Raw genomic sequence first — 13,988 nt, 5'->3', positions numbered from 1 at the left:
GGCTCATGCGGTGCGGGTGCGGCGGCGGTAGTACGAGACGCCCAGCGCGATGGTGATCGGCCCCCAGAGCATGGCGGGGCCGATGCAGACCCGGGCCAGGGCCATCCACCACCCGTTGCTGAAGCCGGTCTCGTCCAGCACGCCGATCCAGGCGAGCGGCTGGAAGCCGAACAGTCCGAACAGGATCAGGCCGCCCAGCACCGCCGGAAGGAACGCCGCGAGCGGCGGCACCCGGCGCCCCCGCAGGAACGGCACCCAGGACGGGAACACCTCGCCCCAGCCGCTGACCAGCCCCAGGGTGAGCAGCGCGATCGTCTCGGTGATCACGCTCAGGCCGATCACGTACGGGGTCGCCCACCAGACGAAGGGCGGGCGGTTCGGGTCGACCATGCCCATCTGGAAGTCGAACGCGAACGGCAGCCGCCACAGACAGTGCGGCAGGATGATGAACGGGAGGGCCTTGGCAAGGCGCAGGGCCCAACGGGGGACGGGGCGTTCGGTGTCACCGACCGGGACGTTCTTCAGCATGCGTCCATCGTCGCGGGCACCGCCCCGGTCCCACCTCAGCTCCTCGGCCGCGCCTCCTCCCCCACCAGAGCCAACTGCCGCTCGTCACATGGGAGGTGGTCGGATGCACGCAGGGTCAGCCCAGGGGCAGCTCCAGGTGGGCGGCGTTGTCGGCGGGGACGGTGAGGTCGTAGCGGCGGTCTTCATGCAGCCGGACCAGGCGGTGAAGGCGGCCTTGACCCGGTCGTCGGCGGTGGCCTTGGCATAGCTGCGGGAGTTGATCTGCTCGCCGATCGAGGAGGAGCCGAATTCCGCGCCGCCGCCGAGTTGCTTCTCGGCGTCCTTGTGGCAGTTGTTCACGGTGGTGCGTTCGTCGGCCGGCAGGGTGGCCAGGCTGTTGCCCGGCACCTTGTCCTGGTCCGCTACGGCCGGGCCGCGGTCTCGATCACCTGCGGATACTGCACGCGGTGGCGACGACCGGGCCGGTCGTGGGCGCAGCACACGCCTCCTGCACCTCACCACCTCGGCGATCTCACAGCAGACGGCCCGGCTCGAACAGGAAACTCCAGCGGCTCACCCGAGCCCGCGTCATTCCGGATGCGTTCGGCTCACCAGCTCGGGCGCGAAGTAGTCGCGCAGTCGGGCGATCTTGCCGTCGCGGACGCGGAAGATCTGTACGAGCGAGACGGTCACGTCGTCGCCTTCCCGCTCCCCGACTCCGTCGAAGACCGTGTCGATCTCGGCGATGAACACGTCGGGGTCGGCTGTGCTGTGCAGCACGTAGCCGGACTTCTCAAGGTTCGGCGCTCGGCCGTCCGACACCTGCTGCGCGTAGTACACCGCCATCGCGTCGCGGATCTGCTCGCGCCCCACCAGCCTCCGGGGGAAGTCGGCGCCGGCTGGCACGAGCGGCGCCTCAAAGACGCCGTCCGCCGTGAAGTGCTCGGCGAGGGCGTCGGCGTTCCGGGTGATGGCACCGGCGTAGACGTAGCTCTCGAAGATCTCCTGATGCGTTCGGGACACGGTGGACTCCTCGGACTCGGGCTTGGAAACGGACGACCACATCATCATGCGAGGAGTGGGAAGTCGGTGTGGCCGACTTCCCACTCCTCTTGTTTTACGGGGTTGCGGTGGGGCTTGAAGTGGGGTGCGGGGTGGGGTGGTTGTGGTGGTGGCGGGTGGTGAGGGGGTAGGCCCAGGCGAGCAGCGCGAGGAGGAGTACGAAGGGGAGGAGGGTGCAGAGGGTGGCGCCGCCCGGGGCTTCGCTATGGCGGGGTTCAGGTGGCATCGGGGGCGGTGAGGTCGAGTTCGGCCCAGATGGTCTTGGAGTTGGGGTGGCGCGGGATGGCGCCCCAGCGGTCGGCGAGGGCGTCGATGAGGGTGAGGCCCCGGCCGGACTGGGCGTTGGGGAGGTGGACGGTGGGGAGGGCGGGGAGCTTGTCGCCCCTGGGGTCGCTGATCTCGATGCGGAGGGTGGTGCCCCGGCGCACGGTGGTGGCGAGCGCGAGGTGCAGCTCGAAGCCGCGCCCCGGAACGCGTCCGTGCGTGATCGCGTTCGCGGCGAGCTCGCCGACGATGAGGAGCGCCGAGTGGAACGGCTCGGTGTGGCTGAAGTTGATTCCCCAGGCGGTGAGTTGACGCCTGGCGATGCGGCGGCAGATCGCGGCACCCTTGGGCGTGGCGGTGAGAGTGGTGGTGTGGCTGCGGGGCCTGTCGAGGGGGATTTCGGTCGTCATGGGAGAAAAGCGTGGCGGTGCGGACGTACGCTGACCACGGATTCGGCAGGCACGGAGAGTACGTGTACGGACGCGCAGGGTTGACCTGTCGGCCGACCGCAGATTTACCGATCGAAAACGCGGCAAGTCAGGATGGGGTGGCGGCGATGGGTGTTGAGGGTACGGTCTTCGAGGACGGCGACCTGCCGGCGGGGGCCGAGGGGGTCTCGGAGTTCTACAGCGCGGTGGGGAAGATGATCAAGATCTTCCGCGAGCGGGCAGGCTTCACGCAGAAGGAACTGGCCAAGAGGACCGGCTACAGCGAGGACCAGATTGGGGCGATGGAGCGCGGCACGCGGACGCCGAGAATCGAGTTCCTGACGGTCGTTGACGACCTCCTCAACGCGGGTGGCCTCCTAAGGGTCGTCGCGGACGACGTCATGAAGGCCAAGATTCGGGTGGCTGCGCGGCACCCGGCTTTCAACAAGGCGTTCACGAGCGAGGAGGCTCAGGCCGTGGAGATCCACGACTACAGCACGCTCGACATCCCAGGCCTGCTGCAAACGGAAGCCCATGCCCGGGCGCTGTACGAGATGCGAAAGCCCACGCTTCCAGACGAGTTGGTTGAGAAATGGGTGGCAGCGCGGTTGAAACGACAGGACATCCTGATGCGCTCACCTTTGCCGGTGATCAGCTGGGTCATCGACGAGAGCGCCCTCCGACGACCCATGGGTGGCTGGGACGTCCACGAGGAGCAGCTTCGCCACCTGCTCGTTGTCGGGCAGAAGCGCGGTCTCGAACTCCAGGTGATGCCACTGGAGCGAACGAACCATGCGGGCATGGGCGGCTCTTTCATCCTCCTGACGCCGAAGGGAAGGTCGCAGATCGCCTTCGTGGAAGTCCAGCACGTCAATCGACTGATCACTGACCCGGAGGAAGTCCGTATCATGGCCGCACGGTACAGCAGCATCAGGGCGCAGGCGCTCAGCCTGGCGGAGTCCCTGGCCTTGATCGAGAAGATCCTGGGAGAGCGGTGAGCATGCCCGAGCTGTCGTGGTTCAAAAGCAGCTACAGCGGTAACGAGGGAACAGCCTGCATCGAGGTCGCCGAGACCCCTGGCGTGGTCCACGTTCGTGACTCCAAGGACAAGAGCGGACCGCAGCTGGCGTTCGCGCCGGAGGCGTGGAAGGCGTTCGTGAAGCTCGCCGCGACCGCCGAGGTCTGAACGGCCTCTTCTCAACGGCCCACCGCCGTCCGGGCGGCGGGCCGTTGGCGTACCGTCATCGACTTCACGCGCCCTCAAGCTCCCGCCGCATGAGGACGCCCATCGTCTCGTAACGGCGGATCTCCCCGTCGGGCCCTTCCTCGTCCCGGGAGTCGGGCTCGCGGCCATGGGCAACGTAGCCCAACCGCTCGTACAGCGCCCGGGCCGGGGGTTAGGCGAGCCGCGCCAGCAGGCAGACATACGAGCGGACGGCGCTCCGCGGGTTCGGCTGCTCCAAGCGGGTCGTGACGGTGAAACCGGCCTGCTCCAGCAGGCCGACCAGGCGGTCGGCCGGGACCAGGTACGAGACGTACGACACCGGGCGGCCGTACCCTGTCGCCGGGCGCAGCTGGGCGTCGCCGGCGTGGCCGCCCAGCAGCAGGTGGCCGCCGGGGGCGAGGACGCGGGCGAACTCGGCGAAGAGCTGCGGGAGTTGCCCGGGTGGGGTGTGGTGGATGGAGTACCAGGCGAGGATGCCGCCCAGGCTTGCGGAAGCAAGATCGAGGGCAGCCATCGAGCCTTGCAGGAAACGCAGTCGGGGGTAGGCCCGGCGGGCGAGGGCGATCATCTCACCCGACACGTCGACGCCGAAGGCCGACAGTCCCAGACCGTCCAGGTACGCCGTCACCCGCCCAGGGCCGCACCCGAGATCCGCGACCTCGCCGCCGCCCGACTCCCGTACCAGCTCGGCGAAGGCGGCGAGCATCGCCCGGGAGACCGGGTCCATGCCCTCCGGCGGGACGACGAGGCGGAGGTAGTCGGCGGCGACGGTGTCGTACGACTCCCGGACGGCGGCGAGGTGGGCGGGCTCGATCACCGCGCCGGCTTCCGCGGCCTTGGCGGCACGCTCGGCGAACACCTTCTCCCGACGGTCGGCGGTCTGCTTCATCATCCGCTTGCGGTCGCGGGCGGAGAGCCGGTCGATGTAGAGCCCGCCGTTCAGGTGGTCGGTCTCGTGCTGGAGGCAGCGGGCGAAGTAGCCGGTGCCCTCGATCCTCACGGGCTCGCCGTGCTGGTCGACGCCGTGCACCACCGCGTGGTCCGGGCGAGCAAGCCGGGCGTTGGCGCCGGGCACGGAGAGGCAGCCCTCGTCGTCCTCGATCAGGCGGCGGCCTGACTCCTGCTCCTCGACCACCGGGTTGAGCACATGGCCGACGTGCCGGACGCCCTCCTCGTCGGTGCAGTCGTAGACGAACAGGCGCAGGTCCACGTCCACCTGGTTGGCGGCGAGGCCGCAGCCGTCGGCGACGTACATGGTGGCGAACATGTCGTCGATGAGCCGGGCCAGTCGCTCGCTGCCGAAGTCCTCCTCGGTCGCCGTACGGCAGGTGCGGCGGAGGATCTCCTCCCCCACCTCGGTGATCCGCAGGACGGTCGGACGTTCGCGCAGCTCGGACACTGACACTCCCTCATGGATTTGCTGTCGGCTTTGCAAAGTAGCAGACTTTGCAAAGTGACCGAAGACCTCGTCAGAACCGGCTCGCTCCCCGAGCACGCCGTCCGCACCGCCCTGCTGGACCTGCTCGCCGAACGCGGCACCGTCACCTCCACGGAGGCGGCCGACCGGCTCGGGTACAGCTCGGGCCTGTGCTCGTTCCACCTGCGGCAGCTGGCCCGGTACGGGCTGATCGAGGAGGCGCCGGCCGTTGACGGACGGGCCCGGCCGTGGCGGCTGCCGCAGGCCCACCCGGCGCCCGACGGCGCCGAGTTCGGCGAACTGGCCCGAGGCCTGGAGGACGAGAGCTACCAGCGCTGGCTGACCCGGCGCGCCGAGGCCCCGGCCGACTGGCGGCAGGACGCGGCCTTCAGCGCCGTCGTCTACCTGACCCCCGAGGAACTGACCGCCGTCGGCGAAGCCGTCCGGCAGGTGCTCGCTCGCTACCGCGACCGAGACACCGACCCGGGCGCGCGGCCCGCCGGGGCCCGTCCGGTCGCCGCCGTAGCCCGGCTCTTCCCGCTACTCGACCAGTAATCAGGCCACCCGGGAACGAGCCCTGGTCACCGCCCGCAACACCGGCCCGGCCACCAGGCCCACCGCCGCCCCCAGCACGACGCCCTGCACCCCGTCCCAGACATCCTGCACATCGCACGCCCGCCCGATCGCCGGCACCGCGTACTGCAGGACCGACACCCCGAACGGCAGAACCGCGGCGCCCAGCAGCGCCACCGCCGCCCGCCGCCTGGTCCCGGCCAGGGCGGCGGCGAAGCCCACCGGGGCGTAGGTCGCCAGCTTGAGCTCGATGTGCCGCACGTGCAGCAGTTCGTGCGGCGAGCGCGGCCGCCCGCCCCGCACCGTGCAGTGCCGCACCGCCTCCTCCGACAGCCGGAACGCCTCCGGCAGCAGGGTCGCCACCACCACCCCGCCCAGCCCGAGCAGCAGCAGGAAGCCCACCACCCAATGGGCCCGCAGCAGCCGCCCCACCGGCCGGTTCAGCAGCGCCGCCGGCACGAGGGAGAGCAGCAGCCCGGGCCAGAACATCGGCATCCCGCCGAGAACCCCACTGATCACGCCTCAACGGACGCCGCGAACACCCTCTCGGTTCTGACCGGTCGCCCGTCGGGCCTCACTGGACGACCAGGTACCGCTGCTCGCTCGCCCCGCTCACGCAGGAGCCGTCGCGGTACGGCCCGCCCAAGCAGCTCCCCGGGCCCGAGGTGTAGACGACCCAGATGTACGTCCCGGGCGTCTGGGGGGTGTAGCTCACGCTCTGCTCCTTCTGCCACGCCAGGTGGTCCCAGTCCCCCGCGCCCGGGCGCAGGACGCTCACCGCCGAGGTGGTGCCGGAGGCCGCCCAGGTGAGCAGGACCGGTTGGCCTGCTCTGACCACCGCCTGGTCGTCCGGGGTCACCGGGATCGGGGCGGAGGGTGCGTCCTTGACCGGGTTCACGGAGTGGTTCTCGGGTGCCCGCACGTTGAGGTAGCGGGTCGCGCTCCAGCCGCTGCCGATGCTGCCGGTCGACGTATTGGAGCTGATCACGGCCCACTGGTAGACCCCGGCCTCGGTGGGCTTGAAGGTGCAGTTGGCGGAGATGAGCCAGCCGGAGGCCTTCCAGTCGGCGTCGCCGAGCTTGGTGAAGACCCGGGTGACCGAGCCGGTCTTGGCCCAGCTGAGCTCCAGCGATTGGCCGAGCGTCAGGGTGTCCTTGTCGCCGGGGGCGACCAGGCCGGGAGGGTGCGCGGTGCCGCTGGGGACGGTCACGGGCACGGCCTGGCTGGGCATGACGGCACCGGGCGTGCCGCCGACGCCGCTGAACGTCGTCCCGCCGGTCACGCAGTCCGGCGGGCTGCCGTCGTCCTTGGCGACCACGAAGCCACCGTTGGGCAGCCCGGCGTTGCCCCGGTCACGGGTCAGGTACAGGGGCACCGCCACCGCCGCCGCGACCAGCGCCAGCAGGCTCGGCAGCAGCACCCACAGCCGCCGCACCCGGCGCCGCCGGGCCGCCTCGGCCGACTCCGTCGGCTCGGTCGGCGCCCAGCCGGCGATCCCGTCCTGGTCCCCGGCCAGCATGGTCGGCACCCTGGTGGGCGGCACCGCCGGTACGGGCACGGGCGGCCCGAAGCTACCCGTCACGGGAGCCACCGTCGGGTCCAGCAGCGGCGCCTCCGGCACCGACGGCTTCGCCCGCAGCCCCTCCGGCAGCCAGGAGCCGGTCGGCCCGTCGTACGCGGGCGGCCCGAGCCGCTCCAGCAGTTGGCCGGGGGTGGGCCGGTCCTGCGGGCGGCGGGCCAGGCACGAGGCGACGATCGGGCGCAGCGCCTCGGGCACGCTGCTGAGGTCCGGCTCGGTGTGCAGGATCCGGTAGAGCAGGATCTGCGGGTTGCCGCCGCCTCCGTACGGGTCGCCGCCGGAGGCGTGGCAGAGCACTCGGCCGAGGCTGAACACGTCGCAGGCCGGGGTGATCTGCTCGCCCGCGATCTGTTCGGGGGCCATGTAGCCGGGGGTGCCGATGACGGTCTGGGTGCGGGTGATGGAGGCGCCGTCGAGGGCGCGGGCGATGCCGAAGTCGATGACCCGGGGCCCGTCGTCGCTGAGCAGCACATTGGAGGGCTTGAGGTCGCGGTGGACCAGCCCGACCGCGTGGATCGCCTCCAGCGCCTCGGCCAGCCCGGCACCGAGCACCCGTAACACCGGTTCGGGCAGGGGGCCGTGGGTGTCGACGGCCGTCTCCAGGGACGGGCCGGGGATGTAGGCGGTGACCAGCCAGGGCGGGTCGCCGTCCGGGTCGGCGTCGACGACCTGGGCGGTGTGGAAGCCGCCGACCCGGCGGGCGGCTTCCAGTTCCTGGGTGAACCGGAGCCGGAAGCGCGGGTCGGTGGCGAGGTCCCAGTGCACGCACTTGACCGCGACCAGGCGCCCGCCGGGCGAGCGCCCCAGGTACACGATCCCCATCCCGCCGCTGCCGAGCCGGGCCAGCAGCCGGTAGCGGCCGCCGACGGTCGTCGGATCGGTTGGTCTCAACGGCTCCACGTCCGCCCCCCGGCGTAGCCCGCCCCGCACTCTCAGGATCCAACCTGACTCAACGTCAGTTGCGCTGTCGCGCAATCCGAATCATGTCAGCAGCAGGCGCGACGGAACAGCTGATGGACGCAAAAAGATCACACCCGGGCGCCACCGGCCTCAGTGCGGGATCGAGGAGATCAGCTCCTGCGCCCCCTGCCGCTTGAGCGCCAGGGCGACCGAGGTGCCGAGGTCCTCCGGGCTGAGCGCGCCGGCCCACTCGTGGGCGTCCAGCACCCGCTTGCCGTCCGGGGTGAAGACCCGGCCGCGCAGCGAGAGCCGGCCGTCCGCCTCGGCCTTGGCGTAGCCGGAGATCGGGCTGTTGCAGTGGCCCTGCAGCACGTGCAGGAACATCCGCTCGGCGGCGGCCTCGCGCCAGGTGTCGTGGTGGCCGAGGCCGGTGACGGCCTCGATGGTCGCGGCGTCGTCCTCGCGGCACTGCAGGACGAGGATGCCGGCGCCGATCGGCGGGCACATCTCCTCGACACCGAGGACCTCCGTGATCCGCTCCGGCTCGCCGATCCGCTCCAGGCCGGAGACGGCGAGCAGCAGCGCGTCCACGTCCCCCGCCGCCAGCTTGGCGAGCCGGCTGTTGGCGTTGCCGCGGATCGGGACGCACTCCAGGTGCGGGTGGGAGGCGGCGAGTTGGGCGATGCGGCGGACGGAGGAGGTGCCGATCCGGGTGCCGGGCGGGAGTTCGGCCAGGGTCAGGCCGCCGGGGTGGACGAGCGCGTCGCGGATGTCGTCGCGGCGCAGGTAGGCGGCGAAGACGGTGCCGGCGGGCAGCGGGCGGTCGGCGGGCACGTCCTTGAGGCAGTGCACGGCGACGTCGGCCTCCCCGGCGAGCAGCGCGGCGTCGACCTCCTTGGTGAACGCGCCCTTGCCGCCCAGCCGGGCGAGGTCCCCGGTCCAGCGGTCGCCGGAGGTGGTGACCGGCACCACCTCGGTGCGCAGTCCCGGGTGCAGGGCGGCGAGTTCGGCACGGACCCGGTCGACCTGGGCGAGCGCCATGGGCGAGGAGCGGGAGACGATGCGGATCAGCTCAGCGGTGGCCATGGCGTGATGATAGGGGCTCTCACGGGTGATTGAGCTGACGTCAGGTCAACGCGCCGGACGGCCGGGCAGCGAGGCCGCCCGGCCGTCCGCGCACCACGCGGGCTCACTCGTTGTGCAGCACCTCGGCGATCGGCAGCCTGGCCGCCGAGCGGGCCGGGACGAGCGCGCCGAGGACGGCGATCGCGACGCCCGCGAGGGCGAGGGCGGCGAGCAGCGGGGCGCCCCAGACGTCGATCATCGTCTCCGAGAAGTCGATGATCGCGACGTTCTCGACGATCAGCCGGTGCACCAGGATCCCGACCGGGATGCCGATGATCCCGCTGACCACGCCCTGCCAGGCCACCGAGGTGACCGTCATCCCGACGACCTGCCGGGGTGTCATCCCGATCGCCTTCAGCATGCCGAGGTCCCGGCGACGTTCGCGGATGGTGAGCAGCAGGGTGTTGAAGACGCCGAGCGCGGCGACCACCGACAGCAGGACGCTGAAGGTCGTGTTGAAGGTCTTGATCGCGACGATCGACCCTTCCGAGCCCGCCGTGACCACGGATGTCGACAGGCTCGGGTCGGCGGCCGAGACCGCGTTTCGGTAGGCCTCGGCGTCGGTGCCGGCGGCGAGCCGTACGTCGTACTCGACCACGTGCCGGTCGGGGGTGAGCAGGGCCCGGGTGGCGTCGTTGGAGGTGATCGCGTTGGGGTTGCCCTGAACCTCCTCGCCGACCAGGGTGACAGTGGTCTGCCGGCCGTCCAGGAGCAGGGTGATCCGGTCGCCGAGCTTGAGCCCGTGCTGGTCGAGGAAGCCCGGACCGGCCTCGGCCTCGCCCACTCCGGTCGCCGGTCGCCCCTCGACCACGTTCAGCCGCCGGTGGTCGGCCATGGCGTCGCCGCCGTAGAAGTCGGCGAAGACCAGCTGGGGCTGGCCCGCGATGCCGACCCGGACCAAACCGCGGACGGAGACCTGGTCGGCGCCGGGGGTGGCGTGCAGCATCGCCTCGGTCTGCTCCTGGGTCAGCCGGGGCGCGATCTTGTTCTCCGAGAAGGCGCTGGTCAGCACGTCGACGTGGGTGTAGCTGTCCGGCGCGGTCATGGACCTGGCCAGGGTGCTGGTCACCCCGGTGGTCACGGTCACGGTGACCACGCCGAGCACGATCGCCGCCATGGTCAGCGCGGTCCGGGCCGGGCGGGCGAAGGGCTGGCCGAGGCCGAGGCTGACGGAGCGCGGCAGCCGGGTGCCGCTCAGCCAGCGCTGGACCTTCAGCCCGCGCCCGGTGCGCGGCGCGCTGCCGGCCGAGATGGCCTGGGCGGCGGAGAGCCGACGGGCCCGCGAGGCGGGGACGAGCGCGGCGAGGGCGACCAGCAGCGGGACGCTGACCAGGGTGGCGGCGGGCAGCCAGCCGGCCGGCTCGATCACGGCGGTGCCGGTCGAGATCCCGGAGAAGGCGGTATGGAGGATCGGGGTCGCCGCCACCCAGCCGACCGCCGTCCCGAGGACGGTGCCGACGACCGCGGGCACCGAGACCATGGTCAGGTAGACCGTGACCACCTGGCGCGGGGTGAAGCCGATCGACTTCAGCACGCCGATGTGCCGGTAGCCGGAGACCACCGCGCCACTCACCACGTTGCCGACGATCAGCGCGGCGACGATCAGGCCGAGCACGCCGAAGACCGTCATCAGCGGCAGGTAGGCGTCGGCGCCCGCCGAGAAGGCCTGTTTGAGCACCAGGTAGGACTGGGCGCTGGCGACGGCGTCCCCGGGCAGGCCCTCGGTGGTGTTGCCGAGCGAGGCGGTGAGCTGCTGCTCGGTGGCCGCGTCGGTGAAGCGGTAGAGCATCTGCCGCCCGGTGGGGTGCAGGGCGGCCGCCTGCTCGGGGGTGACCCAGCCACCGGCGGACTGGCTCATGTCGGTCGCGAAGCCGACGATGGTGAGCTTCAGCCCGGTGCTGGTGGTGATCGGCGTGCCGAGGTACTTCGCCGACCCGCCTCCCGGGGTGTCGATGACCACCTCGCCGGGTGCGGTGGCCCAGCGGCCCGCCAGCACCTCCACCCGGTCCACCGGCGCGGCCGCGGGGTCGGCCCGGCCGACCAGGGTCAGCGGGCCCGGCGCGTGGCCGACCCAGTCCTCGGGGATGGTCACCACGGCCTCGTCGAAGGGCCCCGCGGCCGCCTCGACGCCCGGTCGGTGGGCGGTGGCGGCCAGTTGCTCCGCCGAGGCCTTGGCCGGGTCGAAGACGGCGCTGACGTGGGCGCCGCGCTCGGACTCGAAGGCGGCGTCGAAGGGGGCCCGGGCGGCGCTGATCACCGCGAGGGCGAGCAGCACGGTCGCGGTGGAGCAGAAGACCACCAGGCCGATCACGATGGTCTGCACCCGACGGCGTTTCACGGCCGCCCGCGAGGCGCGCCACACGGCTCCGGTCACGACGACGCCTCCAGCATCCGCTCGCGCGCCACCTTGCCGTCCGCCACCTCGACCAGCCGGCTGGCGCAGCGGGTGGCCAGGTTGGGGTCGTGGGTGACGATCAGGAGGGTCTGCCCGATCTGGTTGAGGTCGATCAAGAGGTCCATCACCTGTTCGCCCGAGCGGCTGTCCAGCGCGCCGGTCGGCTCGTCGGCGAGCAGCAGCGCCGGGCGGTTCATCAGGGCGCGGGCCACCGCGACCCGCTGGCGCTCGCCGCCGCTGAGGGTGGCCGGGTAGACGTCCTTGCGGTGCGCCACACCCAGCTCGTCCAGTAGCTCCAGGGCGCGGCGGCGCGCCTGGCGGGCGCTGGTGCCGGTCAGCTGGGCGGCCAGCGCGACGTTGTCGAGGGCCGGGAGGTCGTCGATCAGGTTGAAGAACTGGAAGATCATGCCGATGTGGCGACGGCGGAACAGGGCCAGCCCGTTCTCGTTCAGCTGCCCGAGGTCCTGCCCCTGTACCCGGACGGTGCCGGAGCTGGGCCGGTCCAGCCCGGCCACCATGTTCAGCAGGGTGGACTTGCCGCACCCCGAGGGGCCCATCACGGCGACCGCCTCGCCCGCCCGGATCCGCAGGTCGACGCCGTCGAGCGCCCTGGCGTCGCCGAACTCCTTGTGCACCCCGGACAGCTCGACGACGAACTGCGCGTCGTCCGGCCTGGTGGTCCCGTCGTGGTCGTTGCTCATGGTCGACGACGGTAGGCGCGCCCGCCGGGGCCGGGCGTCCCACCCCGGGTGTAACCGCAGGTCGCCGTAGTACCGGGGATGTACGGCAGCGGCACCCCCGGATGATGTCGATCAAGCGCTGACCTGGGAAGCTGGCGTTGTGTGGGGAACGGGATTGGACTGGGCGGCGGTCGCGGTGGCGGGTGCGGCCTGCGCGGCCGCCGGCTGGCTGGGCGTCGCGCTGGTACGGGCGCGGCGGCTGCACCGGGAGGCGATCGGCGAGCGCGGCTGGCTGCTGGAGCGGGAGCGGGAGAGCGCGGCCCGGACCGCCGTGGACGCCGAACGGGCGCGGATCGCGGCCGAGTTGCACGACATCGTGAGCCACAACGTGAGCCTGATGGTGGTGCAGGCCGGGGCCGCGCGCGAGGTGCTGGCGACCATGCCGGAGGAGGCGGCGGCCGCGATGGGCGCGGTCGAGGCGGCCGGGCGGGACACCATGACCGAGCTGCGGCACCTGCTGGGCCTGCTCGCCCCGGCCGCGGACGGCACCGAGGAGCCGGAGCGGGAGGATTTCTCCCCGCAGCCGAGCCTGACCAGGCTGAGCCCGCTGATCGACCGGTTCGCCTTCGCCGGGCTTCCGGTAGAGGTCCGGATCTCCGGTGAGCCGAGGGCGCTGCCCGGCGGCATCGACGTGACGGCGTACCGGATCATCCAGGAGGCGCTGACCAACGCGCTCAAGCACGGGGACGGGGTGACGGCGGAGGTGACGGTGCGGTACGCGGACCACTACCTGCGGGTGGAGGTGCTGAACAGCGGGCCGAGCGTGCTCTCCGGCGAACCTGGTGGGCCCGCCCCCGCGCCGAAGCAGGCGGACGGCGCCGGGCGTGGGCTGATCGGCCTGCGCGAGCGGGTCGCGGTGTACGGCGGGGACCTGGACGCCCGGCGCCGGCTCGGCGGCGGCTACCGGGTGCGCGCCCGCATCCCGCTGGACCGGCCTTGACGGAGGGGACCGTGGAAGAGACCGAGCAGCGCCGCCCCCGGGTGGTGATCGCCGACGACCAGGAGCTGGTCCGCACCGGCTTCCGGATGATCCTCACCGCGCGCGGCATCGACGTGGTCGCCGAGGCCTCCGACGGCGCCGAGGCGGTGGCCGCCGCCGTGCTGCACCGGCCCGACGTGGCCCTGCTGGACATCCGGATGCCCGTCATGGACGGCCTGGAGGCCGCCCGCCGCATCCTGGCCCAGGCCCCCGGCTGCCGGGTGATCATGCTGACCACCTTCGACCTCGACCACTACGTCTACGCCGCGCTGTCCGCCGGGGCCAGCGGCTTCCTGCTCAAGGACGTCACCTCGGCCCATCTCGCCGCCGCCGTACGGCTGGTGGACACCGGTGACGCCCTGCTCGCCCCCTCGATCACCCGCCGCCTGGTGGAGCGCTTCGCGGCCGGCGCCCCGCACCCCGCCGCCCGCGGCGCGGACTCGCCCCGGCTGCACCGCGACCTCGCGCCGCTCACCCCGCGCGAGGTGGAGGTGCTCGGCCTGCTCGGACGCGGCCTGTCCAACACCGAGTTGGCGACCGAACTGACCCTGAGCGAGTCGACCGTGAAGACGCATGTCGCCCGGATCTTCGCCAAGTTGACCCTGCGCGACCGGGCCCAGGCGGTCGTGCTCGCCTACGAGACCGGACTCGTCTCACCCGGCGACGCAAGCTGACCGTCAACTTTCGTATCAGCCAAGACAATTCGCATGACCATCATCCATCTCACTCGATAGGGGGAACAGTTCGGCGGATTCACATTTTTGCCAGTCCATGGGGGAACATCTGCATGTCCA

At 71.9% G+C, this 13,988-nt stretch carries 16 protein-coding genes and 2 pseudogenes; 5 read left to right on the top strand and 13 right to left on the bottom strand.

Going from position 1 to position 13,988, the window contains the following annotated elements; genetic code table 11:
- Window positions 1–3: 3 nt before the first annotated feature.
- The 5 genes from ACZ3UD_RS01885 to ACZ3UD_RS01865 all read right to left on the bottom strand — a co-directional run bounded on the left by ACZ3UD_RS01885 (window position 4) and on the right by ACZ3UD_RS01865 (window position 2,243).
- Complete coding sequence (locus tag ACZ3UD_RS01885; RefSeq protein ID WP_465581164.1) at window positions 4–528, bottom strand: hypothetical protein; 525 nt, start codon at window positions 526–528, stop codon at window positions 4–6.
- An 84-nt stretch (window positions 529–612) separates the two neighbouring features.
- A complete protein-coding gene (locus ACZ3UD_RS01880) occupies window positions 613–915 on the bottom strand; it encodes a hypothetical protein (RefSeq protein WP_465581162.1) in 303 nt (100 codons plus the stop codon).
- A gap of 180 nt (window positions 916–1,095) precedes the next feature.
- On the bottom strand, window positions 1,096–1,530 hold the full coding sequence (locus tag ACZ3UD_RS01875; RefSeq protein ID WP_465581160.1) for a nuclear transport factor 2 family protein: 435 nt from the start codon (window positions 1,528–1,530) through the stop codon (window positions 1,096–1,098).
- A gap of 94 nt (window positions 1,531–1,624) precedes the next feature.
- Window positions 1,625–1,795: a hypothetical protein gene (locus tag ACZ3UD_RS01870; protein ID WP_465581158.1), complete on the bottom strand. Its 171-nt coding sequence runs from the start codon at window positions 1,793–1,795 to the stop codon at window positions 1,625–1,627.
- Entirely contained in the window at window positions 1,785–2,243 is a 459-nt protein-coding gene (locus ACZ3UD_RS01865; RefSeq protein ID WP_465581156.1) for an ATP-binding protein, read from the bottom strand. Before ACZ3UD_RS01865 ends, ACZ3UD_RS01870 begins: the two co-directional genes overlap by 11 nt.
- An 11-nt stretch (window positions 2,244–2,254) precedes the next feature.
- Here ACZ3UD_RS01865 and ACZ3UD_RS01860 point away from each other — a divergent pair, with 11 nt between their 5' ends.
- Both ACZ3UD_RS01860 and ACZ3UD_RS01855 read left to right on the top strand, forming a co-directional pair.
- The gene (locus tag ACZ3UD_RS01860) at window positions 2,255–3,259 is read left to right on the top strand and encodes a helix-turn-helix domain-containing protein (protein WP_465581154.1); all 1,005 of its coding nucleotides are present in this window, start codon (window positions 2,255–2,257) and stop codon (window positions 3,257–3,259) included.
- Window positions 3,260–3,261: 2 nt separating this feature from the next.
- Window positions 3,262–3,447, top strand: coding sequence for a DUF397 domain-containing protein (locus ACZ3UD_RS01855; protein WP_465581152.1), 186 nt, complete (start codon window positions 3,262–3,264; stop codon window positions 3,445–3,447).
- Between the two features lie 64 nt (window positions 3,448–3,511).
- Here ACZ3UD_RS01855 and ACZ3UD_RS01850 read toward each other — a convergent pair.
- The 3 genes and pseudogenes from ACZ3UD_RS01850 to def all read right to left on the bottom strand — a co-directional run.
- A pseudogene (locus ACZ3UD_RS01850) lies at window positions 3,512–3,658 on the bottom strand (GNAT family N-acetyltransferase); the annotation flags it as partial.
- Window positions 3,659–4,192: a class I SAM-dependent methyltransferase gene (locus tag ACZ3UD_RS01845; RefSeq protein ID WP_465581382.1), complete on the bottom strand. Its 534-nt coding sequence runs from the start codon at window positions 4,190–4,192 to the stop codon at window positions 3,659–3,661.
- A gap of 123 nt (window positions 4,193–4,315) precedes the next feature.
- Window positions 4,316–4,903: pseudogene (gene def, locus ACZ3UD_RS01840) on the bottom strand (peptide deformylase); the annotation flags it as partial.
- Window positions 4,904–4,939: 36 nt separating this feature from the next.
- Here def and ACZ3UD_RS01835 point away from each other — a divergent pair.
- The gene (locus tag ACZ3UD_RS01835) at window positions 4,940–5,458 is read left to right on the top strand and encodes a helix-turn-helix domain-containing protein (RefSeq protein WP_465581149.1); all 519 of its coding nucleotides are present in this window, start codon (window positions 4,940–4,942) and stop codon (window positions 5,456–5,458) included.
- Here the strand turns inward: ACZ3UD_RS01835 and ACZ3UD_RS01830 are convergent, their stop codons facing one another.
- From ACZ3UD_RS01830 to ACZ3UD_RS01810, 5 genes are all read right to left on the bottom strand, one after another.
- Window positions 5,459–5,995, bottom strand: coding sequence for a hypothetical protein (locus ACZ3UD_RS01830; protein WP_465581147.1), 537 nt, complete (start codon window positions 5,993–5,995; stop codon window positions 5,459–5,461).
- A gap of 55 nt (window positions 5,996–6,050) precedes the next feature.
- Window positions 6,051–7,955, bottom strand: a complete 1,905-nt coding sequence (locus tag ACZ3UD_RS01825) for a serine/threonine-protein kinase (protein WP_465581146.1) — start codon at window positions 7,953–7,955, stop codon at window positions 6,051–6,053.
- Between the two features lie 150 nt (window positions 7,956–8,105).
- On the bottom strand, window positions 8,106–9,041 hold the full coding sequence (gene hemC, locus ACZ3UD_RS01820; RefSeq protein ID WP_465581145.1) for a hydroxymethylbilane synthase: 936 nt from the start codon (window positions 9,039–9,041) through the stop codon (window positions 8,106–8,108).
- Between the two features lie 103 nt (window positions 9,042–9,144).
- On the bottom strand, window positions 9,145–11,454 hold the full coding sequence (locus ACZ3UD_RS01815; protein ID WP_465581143.1) for an ABC transporter permease: 2,310 nt from the start codon (window positions 11,452–11,454) through the stop codon (window positions 9,145–9,147).
- The gene (locus ACZ3UD_RS01810) at window positions 11,451–12,176 is read right to left on the bottom strand and encodes an ABC transporter ATP-binding protein (protein WP_465581140.1); all 726 of its coding nucleotides are present in this window, start codon (window positions 12,174–12,176) and stop codon (window positions 11,451–11,453) included. Before ACZ3UD_RS01810 ends, ACZ3UD_RS01815 begins: the two co-directional genes overlap by 4 nt.
- Window positions 12,177–12,330: 154 nt before the next feature.
- Here ACZ3UD_RS01810 and ACZ3UD_RS01805 point away from each other — a divergent pair, with 154 nt between their 5' ends.
- Together ACZ3UD_RS01805 and ACZ3UD_RS01800 are read left to right on the top strand one after the other, a co-directional pair.
- The gene (locus ACZ3UD_RS01805) at window positions 12,331–13,155 is read left to right on the top strand and encodes a sensor histidine kinase (RefSeq protein WP_465581138.1); all 825 of its coding nucleotides are present in this window, start codon (window positions 12,331–12,333) and stop codon (window positions 13,153–13,155) included.
- Window positions 13,156–13,166: 11 nt separating this feature from the next.
- Window positions 13,167–13,868, top strand: a complete 702-nt coding sequence (locus tag ACZ3UD_RS01800; protein ID WP_465581136.1) for a response regulator — start codon at window positions 13,167–13,169, stop codon at window positions 13,866–13,868.
- The last annotated feature ends 120 nt before the right edge of the window (window positions 13,869–13,988 follow it).

It is taken from the genome of Kitasatospora sp. NPDC023118 (genome assembly GCF_055560875.1).
This window is presented reverse-complemented; position numbering and strand designations above follow the sequence as displayed.